Below are 15,450 nucleotides of genomic sequence, written 5' to 3'. Positions count from 1 at the left end.
CGTGCGCGAGGGCCGTTCGGCCCCGGGCGGGGGACGCCAGGCACCTGCTGCTGCGCCCGTGCAGCACGGAGACTGGCGTGACATCCCGAGGAGGTTGGCACATGTCCACGATCACCGTCGGTCTCGACGGCTCCCCGCAGAGCCTCGCCGCCGCGGACTGGGCGGCCCGCGAGGCGGAGCGACGCGCGTCCGGGCTGCGGCTCGTGCACGGCTGGGAACAGCCGCCGTACGTGTATCCGCCGCTCGGCGGCATCCCGGCGCCCGGTGCGATCGACACGCAGGGCAGCTGGGCCGAGGACCTGTTGCGGCAGACGCGCGCCCGGCTCGCCGACCGCCACCCGGCGCTGCGGATCGAGACCGCGCGGAGCGCGGACCACCCCGTCTCCGCCCTGCTGGCCGCCGCCGAGGACTCCGACCTGCTGGTCCTCGGCTCCCGCGGGCTCGGCACGGTCGCCGGGTTCCTCGTCGGATCGGTCGCCCTCGCCGTCGTGGCCCGCGCGGAGCGGCCGGTGGTTCTCGTACGGGCCGGTGAGCGCGCCGAGGACGAGCATCTGCCGGACGCGGCGGGCACGGAGTCCACCAGCACTCCCCCCCGCGACGTCGTGCTGGGGCTGGACCTGGAGAATCCCGGCGAGGCCGTCATCCGGTTCGCCTTCGAATCGGCACAGCGCCGCGGGGCCCGGCTGAAGGTGGTCCACGGCTGGAGCCTGCCGGGCTCCCACGGCTACGGCGCCGCCATGGACGTGGGGCTCGGCGAGGAACTGGCCGAGCGGATCCGGCAGCGGCTGGCCGAGGTCCTGCGGCCGTGGCGGGAGAAGTTCCCCGGCGTCGACGTGCGGGAGCAGGCCGTGGTCGGCAGCCCGGGCCGCCATCTCGTGCACGCCTCGCACGACGCGGCGCTGGTCGTCGTCGGACGCACCAACCGCCGCGCGGCGGTCGGCAGCCACATCGGACCGGTGACCCACGCGGCGCTGCAGCACGCCGTCGCGCCGGTGGCGGTGGTGCCGCACGACTGACCCGGCGACCCGGCGACCCGGGCGGCCGGCGCACGCGGACGCGGGTGCCGGTGACGTCGGTGTCCGCGGCCGGTGTCAGTAGAGGGAGGCGGGCCAGGTGCAGGCGACCGCGGCGATGACGCCCAGGTCCAGCAGCACGCCCACGCTCAGCCACGGATCGAACCAGACCCCCTTCAGCACCAGTCCGCTCGACGCGGCGACGAGCGCGGCCGTGGGCCACCATCCGGCGCCCGCCAGGACTCCGGCGCCGGCGACCACGTACACGACAGCCGTGTACCAGGCCAGGGCGAGCGCCGCCGCCCGGGCCGCCGCGGCGGAGACACCGGCGGACGCCAGCAGCCACGAGTGCCCGGGCGCGAAGGGTGCCGGCGCGCCGCCGGACTGCTGCTGCGGCGCCGTCCACACACCGGGGTGCAGCAGCCCGTGCACGACCAGGAAGGCCGCCACCAGCAGCGTGATCATGCCCGGTCCTCCGGCTCACAGGGCTCGGTTCCGCCCATGTCGAGGCGGAAGGGCGGGTAGACGTCCGTCATCAGGCCGGCGTAGGCGGCCACCCGCAGCACCCACCTGTTGAGGCCGAGGATCAGGTCGAACAGGCTCCGCGGGTACTTCTGGGTGAAGGCCAGCGTCACGCCCGCGATCACCGCCAGCACGGCGACCAGACCGCCGTCCCACCAGCCGAGGTGGTAGCCGCCGAGGAAGAACCCGATGATGATGTAGTGCGGGATGGCCAGCAGCCACCACTTCACCAGCACCAGCCCGCGGGAGAGCCGCTCGGGGTAGGCGACGTCCAGCCGCGCGGGGTAGTCGGGCTCCTCGCCCAGGCTGAACGGCGGATAGCGGTCGGTGCCCAGCGCGCCGTACGAGTAGTAGGCGACCCGCCAGCTCCAGCGCAGCACGCCCAGGTTGAAGTCGAACAGGGCCCGGGGGTAGCGCTCGGTGAACAGGATGCTGACGAACGCGACCATGCTGACCAGGGTGAAGGCGATCCAGAGGAAGAACAGCACCACGTAGTGGGGGATCACCAGGATCCACTTCACCAGCCACAGCCAGCGGGACAGCTGCGGGTCGAGCACCGCGGTCACGCGTACGGGACGGTTCGGCGCACTCGCCAGGGTCGTCATGGCGATCAACTCCTTCGGCCCGTGGCGCCCCGGCGGCGACCCGGGCCCAAGTCCAGCGTGGCCGCGGCACGCCGCGCCGGGCGAGGGCCGTTGGGGCCGCTCCCGGGCCCATCGGTCCCGGCGGGGGCAGTGCCCCGCTCAGCCGCCGTCGGACCGGCCCGCGTCCGCGTCCGTGAGGCGGACGCCGGTGACCAGGTCGGGCCGGATGCGCACGGCGTAGTCCATGGTCTGCTGCACCCAGGGCCGCAGCAGCCGCTGGAAGCGGGCGAGCTCCCGCGGGTCGGTCACCAGGTGGGCGTAGCCCGTGGCCACGACGCTCCAGCCGAGGTGCGTGGCCGGGTCGATGGCGTCGGCCTCGTAGGCGACGACCACGCCCGCGGTGGCGGGCTCACGCGTGTGGGAGGTCAGCGCCGCGCCCTCGTGGGTGCGGATGATGATGTCACCGCCGTCCACGACGTGGTTGACCGGCCGGATGGTCGGCAGGGCGTGCCGGGTGAAGACGACACGGCCCAGGGACACGCTGCCGAGCAGACGCATCGCCTCGCTCCTGTCGAGCTCGATGCTGCGGCGCGGTCCCACGGGGGCCGGGTGGGTAGGGCGCATGGCGGTCATTCCGTAGGGTTCGGCGGCTCACGTGTGCCGATCATTGGAGCGCAGCGCGCCACACCCCGCCAGGGCCGTTCGGCCCCAGTCCGCGACCGGTCGGCCCTGGCGGTATCCGCGCGGCGCGGGCGTGAGGGAGCCCGGGGCGGGTAGCGGAAGAAGGACGCACGAGGACGCGGGAAGAACGACGCCCGAGGACAAGGCCGGACGCACGAGGATCAGGGCCGACCGGCCCTGGCCCGTCCCGCCGCGAGCGGGAAGTATCCCGACACCGGCGCCGGCTCGCAGGAGACACCGGCGCGGAGCGCAGGAGCAGAAGAAGGAGCAACCGATGGCGGACGGCGAGCGGCCGGGCCCGGAGAACCCGATCCGGGTCTTCCTGCTGGACGACCACGAGGTCGTGCGGCGGGGGGTGCACGACCTCCTCGACGACGAGCCGGACATCACTGTGGTCGGCGAGGCCTCCACGGCCGGACAGGCGATGGTCCGCGTCCCGGCGCTGCGCCCGCAGGTCGCGGTCCTCGACGTCCGGCTGCCCGACGGCGACGGCGTCACCGTCTGCCGCGAGCTGCGCTCGAGCATGCCCGACCTGGCCTGCCTCATGCTGACCTCCTTCGACGACGAGGAGGCCCTGCTGGACTCGATCATGGCGGGGGCCTCCGGCTACGTCCTGAAGCAGATCCAGGGCTCCGACCTGGTGTCGGCCGTGCGCACGGTCGCCTCGGGCCAGTCGCTGCTCGACCCCAGCGCCACCACCCGGCTGATGGCCCGGCTGCGCGGCGGGCAGGAGCAGGAGGAGGAACACGACGCGCTGCCCGGTCTGACCGACCGGGAGCGCGAGATCCTCGCGCTGATCGGGGAGGGCCTGACCAACCGGCAGATCGGCCGGCGGCTGTTCCTCGCCGAGAAGACGGTGAAGAACCACATCTCCCGGCTGCTGGCCAAGCTCGGGGTGGAGCGGCGCATCCAGGCCGCCGTGATCGCCACCCAGGCCCAGGACCGGCTGCGGCACGACGGCCGCTGACACCCGGGCCGAACGGCCCCGGATCACCCCCCGTCCGGCCCAAGCCCCGCACCCCCCGCCGTCCGCAGGCTGGCGGCAGGCCCCGGACAGATGCCGGGCGACTACCGGGAGGACGACGGACATGACCGTACGCGTGGGCATCAACGGCTTCGGCCGCATCGGACGCAACTACCTGCGCTGCGTGCTGGAGCGGGCGGAGAACGGCACCGGAACACCGGTCGAGGTCGTGGCGGTCAACGACATCACCTCCCCGGCGACCCTGGCCCATCTGCTGGAGTTCGACTCGACCTACGGACGGCTGCACCGCAGCGTCGAGCACGACGAGGACTCCCTCACGGTCGACGGCCACCGCATCGCCGTGACGGCCGAACGCGACCCGGCCGCCCTCGCCTGGGGCGAGCACGGCGTGGACGTCGTCATCGAGTCCACCGGCCGCTTCCGCACCCGCGAGCAGGCCGGAGCGCACCTGAAGGCGGGCGCCCGCAAGGTGCTGCTGTCGGTGCCCGGCAAGGACGTCGACGCCACCCTCGTCATGGGCGTCAACGAGACCACCTACGACCCGGTCGGCGACCACGTCGTCTCCAACGCCTCCTGCACGACCAACTGCGTGGCCCCCATGGTGAAGGTGCTCCACGAGCGCTTCGGCATCGTCAAGGGCCTGATGACCACCATCCACGGCTACACCAACGACCAGGTGGTCCTCGACGGCCCGCACAAGGACCTGCGCCGCGGCCGCAGCGCCGCCGTCAACATCATCCCCACCAGCACGGGCGCCGCCCGCGCGGTCGGCCTCGTCCTGCCGGAACTGGCCGGGACGCTCGACGGCATCGCGGTGCGGGTGCCCGTGGAGGACGGTTCGCTGACCGACCTCGGCGTGGTCCTGCGGCGGCCCGTCACCGCCGACGAGGTCAACGCCGCCTACCGCGAGGCCGCCGAGGGGCCCCTGAAGGGTGTGCTGCGGGTCTCCGACGCCCCGATCGTCTCCCGCGACGTCGTCGGCGACCCCGCCTCCTGCGTCCTGGACGCACCGCTGACACAGGCCAGCGGCGAGCTGGTCAAGGTCTTCGGCTGGTACGACAACGAGTGGGGCTACACCAACCGGCTGCTCGACCTCACGGAGTACGTCGCCGCCCGCCTCCCGCGCGGCTGACCGGCACGGCGGCGGCCGGTTCCTCCCCGGTCCCGTACCGTCCTGCGCCCCGGACGGTTACCGTGGCACATGACCGACACGGTCGGCCGTCGGCGGTGTCGGGAGTTGGAGGAACACCGGTGGGAAGCCCTGAGGAGTCCCAGGATGCGCGCGTCAAGCTGCCGCAGCTGAGGCTCGACGAGCTGCTGGAGGAGCTGCAGGCCCGTCTCGACGCCGCCCGCGGCACCCGCGACCGGGTGCACAGCCTGCTGGAGGCCGTGCTCTCGGTCGGCCGCGAGCTCGACCTCGAACAGGCCCTGCACAGCATCGTGGAGGCCGCGGCGGCACTCGTCGACGCCGAGTACGCCGCCCTCGGCGTGATCGGGCCGGACGGCAAGCGGCTGTCCGCCTTTCACACGATCGGCGTCAGCGAGGAGACGATCGCCCGGATCGGCCCCTATCCCGAGGGCCACGGCATCCTCGGGGAACTCATCCGCCACCCCGAACCGCTGCGGCTGGCCAAGATCTCCCAGCACCCGGCGTCGTACGGCTTCCCGGCCCACCATCCGCCGATGAACAGCTTCCTCGGTGTTCCGATCCGGGTCCGCGACGAGGTGTTCGGCAATCTGTACCTGACCGAGAAGCGCGGCGGGGTGCAGTTCGACGAGGACGACGAGTCGGTCCTGGCCACGCTGGCGGTGGCGGCCGGTGTCGCGATCGACAACGCCCGCCTGTACGAGGAGTCCCGGCTGCGCGAACGCTGGCTGCAGGCCAACACGGAGATCAGCCACCGGCTGATGTCCGGCGGTCCGGGCGCCGACGTGCTCCGGCTGATCGCCGAGCGGGCCGGCGAGATCACCGGCTCGGCCCTGGCGGCGGTCGCGCTGCCCATGGAGGGCACCGGCAGGCTGTCGGTGGAGATCGCCGTCGGGGTGGACTCCGAGGCGCACCGGGGCCTCGTGCTGCCCATGGACCGGAGCCTGATGGGCCTGGCCTTCTCCGGGGCCGTCCCGGTCACCAGCGAGGACGCCGCCCACGACGAGCGGATCTCCCAGGAGCCGCCGCGCTTCGAGGGACTCGGCCCCGCCGTCGCCGTGCCCATCGGCAGCGCCGGGACGGGGGCGCGAGGCGTGGTCCTGCTGGCGCGCAGGGCCGGCCAGCCGGTGTACCAGGCGGCGGAGACCGAGCCGCTGCAGGCCTTCGCCGCACAGGCCGCCATCGCGATGGAGCTCGCGGAACGACGGATGGACGCCGAGGAGGTCGCGGTGCTCAAGGACCGCGACCGGATCGCCCGTGACCTGCACGACCTGGCGATCCAGCGGCTGTTCGCCACCGGTATGACGCTGCAGAGCGCGGGCCGCTTCATAGAGCACGAGGAGGCCGCCGGCCGGGTGGCGCGGGCGGTCGACGACCTGGACGAGACGATCAAGATCATCCGGTCGACGATCTTCGGTCTGCGCGCGCGTGAGGACGGCGCCGGAACGGGCCTGCGGGCCCGTGTCGTGCGGGCGGTCGGCGAGGCGACCCAGGTGCTCGGCTTCGCGCCCAGCCTGCGGATGGAGGGCCTGCTGGACACCGATGTGCCGCGGGAGGTCGCCGACCACGTCGTGGCCGTCCTGTCCGAGGCCCTGACCAATGTCGCCCGGCACGCCAAGGCCGGCCGTACCGACGTCGTCCTGGAGATGGACGGCCGGGAGATCCGGCTGACGGTTGCGGACGACGGAGTGGGCATCCCGCCCGACGGCCGCCGCAGCGGCCTGCGCAACATGGCCGAGCGGGCCGAGCAGCTGGGCGGGGCACTGGAGCTCGGCGGCGGGCCCGCCGGCGGTGCGGTGCTGGCCTGGCACGCACCGGTGAGCCCTCAGTAGACCGGGGCGCCGCGCCGCACCCGGCGCGGTCCCTCCGGCCCGAGACCACAGGCCCTGCCGCAGGGCCGTTCGGCCTCTGCAGCCGGCCCGCCCACGCGGGTGAGGCTGGTGGTGCCGTCCCGAGGCAACGGGCCGGCATGCGGGTGGAGCACGGCCAGAACCGGACGAGCCGGTGGGCGCACCCCTGCATCGGCCCCGCAGAGGAGCAGAACATGAAGGCAGCGGTCGTCACCGACTTCGGAAAGCCCCTGGAGATCCAGGACCTGCCCGTCCCCGAGCCCGGTCCCGGGCAGGTGCTGGTGAAGATGGAGGCCTCCGGGCTCTGCCACACCGACATCCACGCCGCGCACGGCGACTGGCCCGTCAAGCCGCGGCCCCCGTTCATCCCCGGCCACGAGGGCATCGGCCCCGTGCGGGCCGTGGGCCAGGGCGTCTCCGCCGACCTGATCGGCAAGCGGGTCGCCGTCCCGTGGCTCGGATCGTCCTGCGGCACCTGCCGCTACTGCCTGTCCGGCCGGGAGACCCTGTGCGAGTCGCAGGTCAACTCCGGCTACTCCGTGGACGGCTGCTACGCCGAGTACACCGTCGCGAACGCCGGCGCCGTCGTCCGGGTGCCCGACGGCGTGTCCTCCTTCGACGCCGCACCGCTGACCTGCGCGGGCGTCACCACGTACAAGGCGGTCAAGGTGGCCCGGGTGGTACCGGCCGAGCGGGTGGCGATCTTCGGCGTCGGCGGCCTGGGCCACCTCGCGCTGCAGTACGCCCGTCTCATGGGCGGCCTGGTCACCGCCGTCGACCTGGAGCCGGACAAGCTCGGCCTGGCGCACCGGCTGGGCGCGGACGAGATCGTCAACGCCCGCTCCCACGACCCCGTCGAGGAGATCGAGAAGGCCGGCGGGGCGGACGTCGCCGTCGTGCTCGCCGCCGCGCCCAAGGCGTTCGAGCAGGCGTACCGGTGCCTCAACCGCGGCGGACGTCTGGTCATGGTCGGCCTGCCCGCGGACAATGCGTCCATCCAGGTGCCCATCTTCGACACCGTCCTCGGCGGCATCTCCGTCCTCGGCTCCATCGTGGGCACCCGCCAGGACCTGGCCGAGGTCTTCGCGCTGCACGCCGCGGGACGCACCCAGGTCATCGCCGAGACACGGCGCCTGGAGCAGGTGAACGACTCCTTCGACGAGGTCCTCGGCGGACGGGCCGAGGCCCGGCTCGTCTTCGAGTTCTGAGGCCCGGGGACCCCGGGCCCCAGGGAGAGGCAGCAGATCATGGCCACCGTCACCGTAGGTGCCCTGCGGGAGCGGGCGCCCGGCGAGCGCCGCGTCGCCCTCGTTCCCGAGACCGTCACCCTCCTGCGCCGGATCGGACTCGACGTCCTGATCGAGTCCGGGGCCGGATCCGGCGCCTGGTTCACGGACGCCGACTACACCGACGCCGGCGCGGAGGTCGTGTCCGCGGACGAGCTGTACACACGCGCGGACGTCGTGCTGTGCGTCGGCCCGCCGGACACGGAGACCGCGCGGGCGCTGCGCGGCGCGCAGACCCTCGTCGGCCTGCTCGAAGTGCTGCGCCACCCCGCCCTCGTGCGGGAACTGCACGGGCGCGGGGTGCGCACGGTGAGCCTCGACCTGCTGCCGCGCACCCTCAGCCGCGCCCAGTCCATGGACGCGCTGACCTCGCAGGCGAGCGTCGCCGGCTACAAGGCGGCGGTGCTGGCGGCCGACTCCTACGACCGCTTCTTCCCGATGCTGACCACCGCGGCGGGCACCATGCGCCCGGCCCAGGTCCTCGTCCTCGGCGCCGGAGTGGCCGGACTGCAGGCGATCGCCACCGCCCGCCGCCTCGGCGCCCTCGTCACGGCGTACGACGTACGCCCCGAGTCACGGGAGGAGGTGGAGTCGCTCGGCGCCCGGTTCCTGGACATCCAGAGTCCGCCGGGCACCGGATCGGGCGCCGGGCAGGGCGGGTACGCGCGGGAGCTGTCCGAGGCGGAGCAGGCGGCCCAGCGGGAGGCGCTGGACGCCCACCTCGCCCGTACGGACATCGTCATCACCACCGCCCAGGTCCCGGGCCGCAAGCCGCCGTTGCTGGTCACGGCCGCCGCCGTCGGGGCCATGAAGCCCGGTTCGGTCGTCGTGGACCTCGCGGCCAGCGAGCTCGGCGGCAACGTCGAGGGCTCCGAACCCGACAAGACCGTCGTGCTGGACAACGGCGTCACCGTGATCGGCGCCGGGCACCTGCCGTCCGCGATGGCCACCGCCGCCTCCACGGCCTACGCCCGCAACCTCGTGGCGGTCCTGCGCCACCTCGTGCACGACGGTCGGCTGGTCTTCGACCCGGCCGACGAGATCACGGCCGCGCTCACCCAAGGAGCCCCCTCATGAACGACCTCGATCTCCTCACCGCGATCACCGTCTTCGTCCTGAGCGTCCTGGTCGGCGTCGAGGTCATCAGCAAGGTCCCCGCGACCCTGCACACGCCCCTGATGTCCGGCTCGAACTCGGTGCACGGCATCGTCGTGATCGGCGCCATGCTGATCGCCGCGGAGTCGCACACCGCGCTCGGCTACGTCCTCGCCTTCGTGGCCATGGTGTTCGGGGCGATGAACGTCGTCGGCGGTTACGTCGTCACCGACCGGATGCTGGAGATGTTCAGGGCGAGGCCGCGCGGCGGCGGCAAGGCCGACAGGGCCGACAGGGCCGACAGGGCCGGGGTGTGAGCGCCATGGACACCGTCTCCAACACCGTCCACTACGTCTTCCTCGCCTCGGCCGCCTGCTTCGTCCTCGGCCTGCACCTGATGAACCACCCCCGCACCGCCCGCCGCGGCAACGCCGTCTCCGCCGGAGCCATGGCCGTCGCGATCGCGGCCACGGTGTGGCTGGTGGTCCACCAGGGCACGATCACCACGACCGGCTGGCTCGTGCTCGTCTCGGGCGGCCTGGTCGGCGCCGCGCTCGGCCTGTACGCCGCGCGCGAGGTCAAGATGACCGCCATGCCGCAACTCGTCAGCCTCTTCAACGCGGTGGGCGGCGGGGCGGCCGCGCTCATCGCGGTCAACGACCTGCTGCAGGCCGGCCACCCGGCCGCGCTGGGTGCCCGGGTCTCGCTCCCGGGCGCACTGGACATCGTCATCGGCGCGGTCACCTTCTCCGGATCGCTGATCGCCGCGGGCAAGCTCCAGGGCGTCGTCTCCGGTGCGCCGCTGGTGTTCCCGGGCGCGCGGCTGCTGAACGTCGCGCTGCCGCTGTCCTTCGTCGCCGGCACGGTCTGGCTGGTGCTGGAGCCGGGCTCGCGCACCGCCCTGTACGGACTCGCGGCCGTCGCCCTGGCCTTCGGCGTGACGATGGTCCTGCCGATCGGCGGCGCGGACATGCCGGTCGTGATCGCCCTGCTCAACGCGTTCACCGGATCGGCGGTCGCGATGGCGGGCTTCGTCCTGAACGAGACCGCGCTGATCATCGCGGGAATGCTGGTCAGCTCCTCGGGTGGCATCCTCACCAAGCTGATGGCCGACGCCATGAACCGGTCGATCGCGGGCATCGTGGTCGGCGGCTTCGGCACCGGGGACAGCGCGCCGGTCGCGGCCGGGGGAGCGCCGGTGCAGGTGCGCTCCGTCTCCGCGGACGACGTGGCGATCCAGCTGGCGTACGCGAGCAAGGTCATCTTCGTCCCGGGCTACGGCCTCGCCGCCGCCCAGGCCCAGCACGAACTCGGCGACCTGGCCCAGCTGCTGACCGACAACGGGATCGAGGTCAGCTACGCCATCCACCCGGTCGCGGGCCGGATGCCGGGGCACATGAACGTGCTGCTGGCGGAGGCCGACGTGCCCTACCCCCAGCTGAAGGAGATGGACGAGGTCAACCCGGAGTTCCCGCAGGCCGACGTCGCCCTCGTCATCGGCGCCAACGACGTCACCAACCCCATCGCCCGGCGCCCCGGGAACGCCATCTCCGGCATGCCGATCCTCGACGTCGACAAGGCCAAGAGCGTCGTGGTCATCAAGCGCTCCATGGGCCACGGCTACGCCGGAGTCGACAACGAGCTCTACACCGATCCCAAGACCGGGATGTTCTTCACCGACGCCAAGAAGGGACTGGCCGACCTCAAGGCGGCCATCGGCGAGTTCGTCGGCTGAACCGGCCGGACCGCACGCACGAGGGGGCGCCCCCCGCCGGAGCCGGCGGGGGGCGCCCCCTCGTGCGCGTCGCTCACTCCTCGGGCACCATGTCGATCGCCCCGCACGGGCACTCCGCGGCGCACAGCCCGCAGCCCTTGCAGTAGTCCAGATCGATCGCGAACCCCTTGCCCGGCCCCAGCTTGGTGATGGCGTTGTCCGGGCAGACGCCGTAGCAGTTGTCGCACTCGAAGCAGTTCCCGCACGACATGCAGCGCCGGGCCTCGAACAGGGCGGTGGACTCGTCGAGCCCCTGCACCACCTCGTCGAACGTCGAGACCCGCCGGGCCGTCTCCAGCCGCGGCCGCACGGAGGCGGGCGCGTCGGAGTAGTACCAGGTGTTGAGCCGGTCGGCGGAGGCGAGGCCGTGCTTGGGACCCGGATCGTGGACCGTGCCGCGCAGATACGCGTCGATGTGCCGGGCCGCCTTCTTGCCGTGTCCCACGGCCACCGTGACCGTGCGGTCGGCGGGCACCATGTCGCCGCCGGCGAAGATGCCGTCGTGTCCGGTCATCAGCCCCTCGGCCACCCGCACCGTGCCGTGGTCCACCGCCAGGTCCGGCACGTCCCTCAGCAGCGAGAGGTCGGAGTCCTGACCGAGCGCCAGCACCACGCTGTCCGCCTCGAGCTCCTCGAACTCGCCGGTGGGCTGCGGGAAGCCGGTCTCGTCCAGCTCCATCCGCTCGATGGTGAGACGGCCCCCGTCGGCGTGCTTGATGGTCGACAGCCACTTCATCCGCACGCCCTCCTCCAGCGCCTCCTCGACCTCGACGTCGTGGGCGGGCATGCGGTCGCGGGTGCGCCGGTAGACCACCACGGCTTCGGTCGCGCCGAGCCTGCGGGCGGTGCGGGCCGCGTCCATGGCGGTGTTGCCGCCGCCGTAGACGGCGACCCTGCGGCCCAGCAGGGGCGGCCCCTCTCCCTCCATGCTGCCCAGCAGCGCCACCGCGTCGAGGATGCGGGCGCTGTCACCGGCCGGGATGTAGGCCCGTTTGCCGATACCGGCGCCCACGGCCAGGAACACGGCGTCGAAGCCGCCGTCCCGCTGCGCGGCCAGCACGTCCTCGACGCGCGTGCCGGCCTCGAAGACGACGCCGAGGGCGCGGATGCGGTCGATCTCCGCGTCCAGCACCTCACGCGGCAGGCGGTAGCGCGGGATGCCGTAGCGCATCATCCCGCCGAGCCGGTCCTGCGCCTCGCGCACCGTCACCTCGTGGCCGAGCAGCCGCAGGTGGTACGCGGCCGACAGGCCGGCCGGACCGGAGCCGACGACCAGCACCCGCTTGCCGGAGGACGTCGCCGGCGCGGGCACGGTCCAGCCCCGCTTGACGGCTTCGTCGCCCAGGAAGCGCTCGATCGCGTTGATGCCGACCGCGTTGTCCACCTGGACGCGGTTGCAGGCCGTCTCGCACGGGTGGTAGCAGACCCGGCCCATGATCGCGGGCAGCGGGTTGTCGCGCATCAGCTGCCGCCAGGCGGCCTCGTAGTCGCCGCTCTCCGCGTGGTACAGCCACTGCTGGATGTTCTCGCCGGCGGGGCACGCCTGGTTGCACGGCGGCAACCGGTCGACGTAGAGCGGCCGTTCGGTGCGCCAGGCGCCGGTGTGGTTGGCCAGGCTGGAGCCGACGTTCAAAGTGATCGCGAACGGTTCGTCCTTCACAGCGATGCCTCCTCCTGCTGCCCCGGCCTCCGGCCGGGGGCGTCCCCGAGCAGCCCGAAGCGGGCGATGTTGCGGTCGGCCGTCCGTTGCAGCCGGGCGATGACGTCGGTCTGCGGCTCCGGTTTGAACAGGTGCGCGTACCGCTTCTGCGGGCGCAGGTACTCCTCCACCGGCAGCCTGCGCCGGATCGGTGTGACGTCGGTGACCTCCCCGTCCACGGCCTCGAAGACCGGGAAGAGGCCCGTCTGTTCGGCCAGCCGGGCGATGCGCACGGTGTCGTGGGAGGCCGTCCCCCAGCCCAGCGGGCAGGGCACCAGCACATGCAGATAGCGGGCACCGCGCAGGCCCATCGCCCGGTGCACCTTCGCCTCCAGGTCGCGCAGGCCCGCGACGGTGGCCGTGGCGACGTAGGGGATCTCGTGGGCCATCGCGATCAGCGGCAGGTTCTTGCCCTGCCCGAAGGGGGCGCCGGGCTGCTCGCCGACCGCCTGCGTGGTCGCCGTGCGCGCGGTCGGAGGAGTGGCCCCGGAGCGCTGCACGCCGGTGTTCATGTAGGCCTCGTTGTCGTAGCAGACGTACAGGACGTCGTCGTTGCGCTCGAACATGCCGGACAGGCAGCCGAGGCCGATGTCGACGGTGCCGCCGTCGCCGCCCTGCCCGACCACCCGCACGTCCGTGCGGCCCTTGGCGCGCAGGGCCGCGGCCACCCCGGCGGCGACCGCGGGCGCGTTGCCGAACACGGAGTGCAGCCAGGGCAGTTGCCACGACGTCTCCGGATACGGCGTGGAGAACACCTCCAGGCACCCGGTGGCGTTGACGGCGATCACCTTGCCGCCGGAGGCCCGCTGGGCGGCGTCCAGGATGTAGCGGGCGCCGAGCGCCTCGCCGCAGCCCTGGCAGGCGCGGTGGCCGCAGGTGAGCGCGTTGGAGCGGCCCGCGTCCGCCTGGTCGGACTGCAGCTCGGGCCCCAGCAGCCGGTTTCCGGCGGCGAAGCTGCCCACCTGGTAGAACTTGACCTGCTGTGCGGCACTCATCGGTTGCTCCCCACGTCCCGCAGGATGTTCTCCGCGGAGGGGCCGGACCGCCTGGTCCGCGCCATCCGCGCCAACTCCCGCTCCACCAGTCCGGTGTCGAGGTCCAGGAAGGTCAGCTGACCCAGCCGCCCGGCGAGCGCGTCGTCGAACAGCCGGTGCAGCGACGCCTTGGTGATCGCCCGGCCGCCGAGGCCGGCGACGACGGTGTGGCCGTCCAGCTGGATGCCGGACAGCGCGGTGCGCACGTTCGCCGACACGATCCCGCCGATGCCGACCGCCAGCGCCCGCTCCAGGACGACGACCCGGCGGGCCCCGCCCAGCACCGCACGCACCGCATCCAGCGGGAAGGGCCGGAACGACGTGATCGCCAGAGCGCCGATCCGCACCCCGCGCTCGCGCATCTCGTCGACGACGTCGCACACCGTGCCGAAAACCGACCCCAGCGCCACGACGACCGTCTCGGCGTCCTCGCAGGCGTAGGGATGCACCAGACCGCCGGATTCGCGCCCGAACACCTCCCGGAACTCCCCGGCGATCCGGGGGATCGCCGCCAGCGCCTGCATCTGCTTGGCGTGCGCCAGATAGCGCACCTCGGTGAAGGCCTCCGGCCCGACCATCGCGCCGATCGACACGGGGTCCTCGGGGTCCAGCACCTGCCGTGGCTCGTACGGCGGCAGGAACGCGTCCACCTGGGCCTGCTCCGGCACCTCGACGCGCTCCCAGGCGTGGGTGAGCACGAAGCCGTCCATGCACACCATCACCGGCAGCGACAGCTCCTCCGCCAGCCGGAAGGCCTGCGGATGCAGGTCGGCGGCCTCCTGGTTGTCGCGGGCGTACAGCTGGATCCAGCCGGAGTCGCGCTGCGACATGGTGTCGCTGTGGTCGTTCCAGATGTTGATCGGCGCGCCGATGGCCCGGTTGGCGACCGTCATCACGATCGGCAGCCCGAGGCCGGAGGCGTTGTAGAGGGCCTCCACCATGTACAGCAGGCCCTGGCTAGCCGTCGCCGTGTAGGCACGGGCGCCCGCGGCCGAGGCCCCGATGCACATCGACATCGCGGCGAACTCCGACTCGACGTTGACGTACTCGCACGGCTGCAACTCCCCGGCCTTCACCAGGCGGCTGAGCTCCTCGACGATGTGCGTCTGCGGCGAGATCGGATACGCGGCGATCACCTCGGGCCGGCAGCAGGCGACGGTCTCGGCCACCGCGCGCGACCCCTCAGTTTGCTTGAGCATGCGCCCGCTCCTCCCGCTGGGCTGTGCTGACGTGGTCGTAGGCCTCCCGGGCGGCGGCCGCGTTGGCCCGCCCCAGGTCGCCCGGGAAGCGTTCGAGGACGGCGGCGGTCAGCGAGTCGATGCCCACACAGCCGGTGAGGGCCGCCAGGCCGCCGAGCAGGACGGCGTTCGGCACCGGACGGCCGAAGTGGCGCACGGCCAGCGCGGTGGCCGGCACGGTCAGGGCGTGACCCGGGTACTCGGCCAGGCCCAGCTCCGCGACGGAGCGCGGAGAGTTGATCAGGACGGCGCCGTCCGGGCGCAGTCCCTCGAAGACGTTCACCTGGTGCAGCAGCGTCGGATCCTGGACGACCAGGGCGTCGGGCCGCATGACGGGCTCACGCACCCGGATCGGCCGGTCGTCGATCCGGCAGAACGCCACCACCGGCGCTCCCGTCCGCTCCGATCCGAAGCTCGGGAACGCCTGTGCGTGGCGGTCCTCCATGAACGCCGCCACCGACAGCAACTCGGCGGCCGTGACGGCGCCCTGGCCGCCACGGCCGTGGATACGAACCTGGAACACGGCAACTTTTCCCTTCCGG

The 15,450-nt window shown here is 73.0% G+C and carries 15 protein-coding genes; 8 read left to right on the top strand and 7 right to left on the bottom strand.

Going from position 1 to position 15,450, the window contains the following annotated elements; all coding sequences use genetic code 11:
- Positions 1 to 101: 101 nt before the first annotated feature.
- Positions 102 to 1,016, top strand: a complete 915-nt coding sequence (locus tag ACJ9NR_RS03685; RefSeq protein ID WP_412489798.1) for a universal stress protein — start codon at positions 102 to 104, stop codon at positions 1,014 to 1,016.
- A gap of 75 nt (positions 1,017 to 1,091) precedes the next feature.
- Here ACJ9NR_RS03685 and ACJ9NR_RS03680 read toward each other — a convergent pair whose 3' ends face one another.
- The 3 genes from ACJ9NR_RS03680 to ACJ9NR_RS03670 form a co-directional block, all read right to left on the bottom strand.
- Positions 1,092 to 1,478 carry a hypothetical protein gene (locus ACJ9NR_RS03680; RefSeq protein WP_412489799.1) on the bottom strand — a complete coding sequence of 129 codons (387 nt, stop codon included), beginning with the start codon at positions 1,476 to 1,478 and terminating at the stop codon, positions 1,092 to 1,094.
- Positions 1,475 to 2,140: a DUF4389 domain-containing protein gene (locus ACJ9NR_RS03675; protein ID WP_412489800.1), complete on the bottom strand. Its 666-nt coding sequence runs from the start codon at positions 2,138 to 2,140 to the stop codon at positions 1,475 to 1,477. The genes ACJ9NR_RS03680 and ACJ9NR_RS03675 overlap by 4 nt, the downstream gene beginning before the upstream one ends.
- 138 nt (positions 2,141 to 2,278) lie before the next feature.
- A complete protein-coding gene (locus tag ACJ9NR_RS03670; protein ID WP_412489801.1) occupies positions 2,279 to 2,743 on the bottom strand; it encodes a pyridoxamine 5'-phosphate oxidase family protein in 465 nt (154 codons plus the stop codon).
- Between the two features lie 331 nt (positions 2,744 to 3,074).
- Between ACJ9NR_RS03670 and ACJ9NR_RS03665 the strand changes: the two genes are divergently transcribed.
- From ACJ9NR_RS03665 to ACJ9NR_RS03635, 7 genes are all read left to right on the top strand, one after another.
- Positions 3,075 to 3,767, top strand: coding sequence for a response regulator (locus ACJ9NR_RS03665; protein WP_412489802.1), 693 nt, complete (start codon positions 3,075 to 3,077; stop codon positions 3,765 to 3,767).
- 121 nt (positions 3,768 to 3,888) lie between these two features.
- A complete protein-coding gene (gap, locus tag ACJ9NR_RS03660; RefSeq protein ID WP_412489803.1) occupies positions 3,889 to 4,917 on the top strand; it encodes a type I glyceraldehyde-3-phosphate dehydrogenase in 1,029 nt (342 codons plus the stop codon).
- Positions 4,918 to 5,036: 119 nt separating this feature from the next.
- The gene (locus tag ACJ9NR_RS03655) at positions 5,037 to 6,764 is read left to right on the top strand and encodes a GAF domain-containing sensor histidine kinase (protein ID WP_412489804.1); all 1,728 of its coding nucleotides are present in this window, start codon (positions 5,037 to 5,039) and stop codon (positions 6,762 to 6,764) included.
- Between the two features lie 212 nt (positions 6,765 to 6,976).
- Positions 6,977 to 7,990: a zinc-dependent alcohol dehydrogenase gene (locus tag ACJ9NR_RS03650; protein WP_412489805.1), complete on the top strand. Its 1,014-nt coding sequence runs from the start codon at positions 6,977 to 6,979 to the stop codon at positions 7,988 to 7,990.
- A gap of 39 nt (positions 7,991 to 8,029) precedes the next feature.
- Positions 8,030 to 9,145 (top strand): NAD(P) transhydrogenase subunit alpha, encoded by a 1,116-nt coding sequence (locus tag ACJ9NR_RS03645; RefSeq protein WP_412489806.1) that lies wholly within the window; start codon positions 8,030 to 8,032, stop codon positions 9,143 to 9,145.
- The gene (locus ACJ9NR_RS03640; RefSeq protein WP_412489807.1) at positions 9,142 to 9,480 is read left to right on the top strand and encodes an NAD(P) transhydrogenase subunit alpha part 2; all 339 of its coding nucleotides are present in this window, start codon (positions 9,142 to 9,144) and stop codon (positions 9,478 to 9,480) included. The genes ACJ9NR_RS03645 and ACJ9NR_RS03640 overlap by 4 nt, the downstream gene beginning before the upstream one ends.
- A gap of 5 nt (positions 9,481 to 9,485) precedes the next feature.
- A complete protein-coding gene (locus ACJ9NR_RS03635) occupies positions 9,486 to 10,898 on the top strand; it encodes an NAD(P)(+) transhydrogenase (Re/Si-specific) subunit beta (RefSeq protein ID WP_412489808.1) in 1,413 nt (470 codons plus the stop codon).
- 73 nt (positions 10,899 to 10,971) lie between these two features.
- Here ACJ9NR_RS03635 and ACJ9NR_RS03630 read toward each other — a convergent pair whose 3' ends face one another.
- From ACJ9NR_RS03630 to ACJ9NR_RS03615, 4 genes are read right to left on the bottom strand one after another with little or no spacing between them, the layout of a single operon-like run.
- A complete protein-coding gene (locus ACJ9NR_RS03630) occupies positions 10,972 to 12,597 on the bottom strand; it encodes an NAD(P)-binding protein (RefSeq protein ID WP_412489809.1) in 1,626 nt (541 codons plus the stop codon).
- Positions 12,594 to 13,631 (bottom strand): thiamine pyrophosphate-dependent enzyme, encoded by a 1,038-nt coding sequence (locus tag ACJ9NR_RS03625; protein WP_412489810.1) that lies wholly within the window; start codon positions 13,629 to 13,631, stop codon positions 12,594 to 12,596. Before ACJ9NR_RS03625 ends, ACJ9NR_RS03630 begins: the two co-directional genes overlap by 4 nt.
- Positions 13,628 to 14,869 (bottom strand): pyruvate ferredoxin oxidoreductase, encoded by a 1,242-nt coding sequence (gene porA, locus ACJ9NR_RS03620; RefSeq protein WP_412489811.1) that lies wholly within the window; start codon positions 14,867 to 14,869, stop codon positions 13,628 to 13,630. The genes ACJ9NR_RS03625 and porA overlap by 4 nt, the downstream gene beginning before the upstream one ends.
- A complete protein-coding gene (locus ACJ9NR_RS03615; protein ID WP_412489812.1) occupies positions 14,853 to 15,431 on the bottom strand; it encodes a 2-oxoacid:acceptor oxidoreductase family protein in 579 nt (192 codons plus the stop codon). The genes porA and ACJ9NR_RS03615 overlap by 17 nt, the downstream gene beginning before the upstream one ends.
- Positions 15,432 to 15,450 lie beyond the last annotated feature (19 nt).

It is taken from the genome of Streptomyces sediminimaris (genome assembly GCF_047049295.1).
In the GTDB taxonomy this organism is placed as follows: Bacteria; Actinomycetota; Actinomycetes; order Streptomycetales; family Streptomycetaceae; genus Streptomyces; species Streptomyces sediminimaris.
The sequence above is the reverse complement of the archived record's forward strand: the minus strand, read 5'-3'. Positions and strand labels throughout refer to the sequence as shown.